1 protein-coding gene is annotated in these 1,447 nt (G+C 69.2%); it reads left to right on the top strand.

The window, feature by feature from the left end; genetic code table 11:
• The first annotated feature begins 102 nt into the window (after window positions 1-102).
• Complete coding sequence (locus C1I95_RS33895) at window positions 103-1,422, top strand: IS701 family transposase (RefSeq protein ID WP_438941367.1); 1,320 nt, start codon at window positions 103-105, stop codon at window positions 1,420-1,422.
• Window positions 1,423-1,447: the final 25 nt, after the last annotated feature.

Here is a 1,447-nt window from a genome sequence, read left to right as displayed (position 1 = left end):
TACGGCAGCCGCCGTTTGAGATGTCGCTGGTGGGGCCTGGTAGGCGAGGTGCGGCCACCGCGTGATCGTCTGTCTGCTGTGGACATAACTTCAGATGTGGCGGTGGCCGCGTGCCACAGCGTAAACCCTGCCCGGTGGCGGCAGGTTCTGGCCGGGGTGTGTGAGGCGTTCGCGGGACGGTTCGGGCGGGTCGAGCCGCGGCGCACGGCTACGGCGTTCGTGAGCGGGCTGCTGGCCGACATCGAGGTCAAGACGTGCTGGCAGTTGGCGGAGCGGGCCGGGCATGCCCGGCCGGACGCGATGCAGAGGTTGTTGTATCGGGCGGTGTGGGACGCCGACGCTGTCCGCGACGATCTGCGTGACGTGGTCGTGGCCCGGTTCGGTGACTCGGACGGTGTGCTGGTCGTTGACGAGACCGGGGACCTGAAGAAGGGCACGCATTCGGTCGGGGTGCAACGCCAGTACACCGGCACCGCCGGCAGGATCGAGAACGCGCAGGTAGGGGTGTTCTGCGGCTATGCCAGCCGGCATGGGCACACGCTGATCGACCGCCGGGTCTACCTGCCGGTGTCGTGGACCGATGACCGGGACAGATGCCAGGCCGCTGGGGTTCCCGACGAGGTCGTCTTCGCCACGAAGTCCGAGCTGGCCGCCGACATGATCACCGCTGCGGTCGACGCCGGCGTTCCCGTCGGGTGGGCGGCTGCGGACGAGGCCTACGGCAACAGCAGCGTCTTCCGCACTCACCTGCGCGAACACCGCCTGGGCTATGTCCTGGCCGTGTCCCGCAGCCACCTGGTCCCTCTCGACGGTGGCAAGACCCGGGTACGGGCTGACCGAGTCGCCGCCGACCTACCGGCCTCGGCGTGGCAGCGCCGCAGCGCAGGCGCCGGATCCAAGGGCCCGCGTTTCTACGACTGGGCCTGGCTCGACGACGTCTGCACCGATGCCGACCCCGACGACGGCGGCCACCACAGCCTCCTGATCCGCCGCAACACCACCACCGGCGAGCTGGCCTTCTACCGCTGCTGGACCCCGCAACAAGCCACCCTTGCCCGACTCGTGCGGGTCGCGGGCATCCGCTGGACGGTCGAGGAAAGCTTCCAAGCCGCCAAGGGGCAAGTCGGCCTCGACCAGCACCAGGTCCGCCGCTGGGACTCCTGGCACCGCTTCACCACCCTCGCCCTGGCCGCCCTCGCCGTCCTGGCGATCTGCGCCGCTGACGCCGACGACGACTCCACCGACACAGGACTGATCAAGCTGACCGTCAACGAAACCCGCCGACTGATCAACACCCTCGTACTCCGCCCGATCCGCGACCTCACCCACCGCCTCCGCTGGTCAGACTGGCGCCGCCGCCATCAAGCCCGAGCCCGCCAAGCCCACTACACCCGACGCCTCAACCTCGAACTCCAGCCATGATCCCAAACGGCGGCTGCCGTACTAG

Origin of the sequence: Micromonospora craterilacus, assembly GCF_003236315.1 — a bacterium.
Lineage (GTDB): Bacteria > Actinomycetota > Actinomycetes > Mycobacteriales > Micromonosporaceae > Micromonospora > Micromonospora craterilacus.
This window is presented reverse-complemented; position numbering and strand designations above follow the sequence as displayed.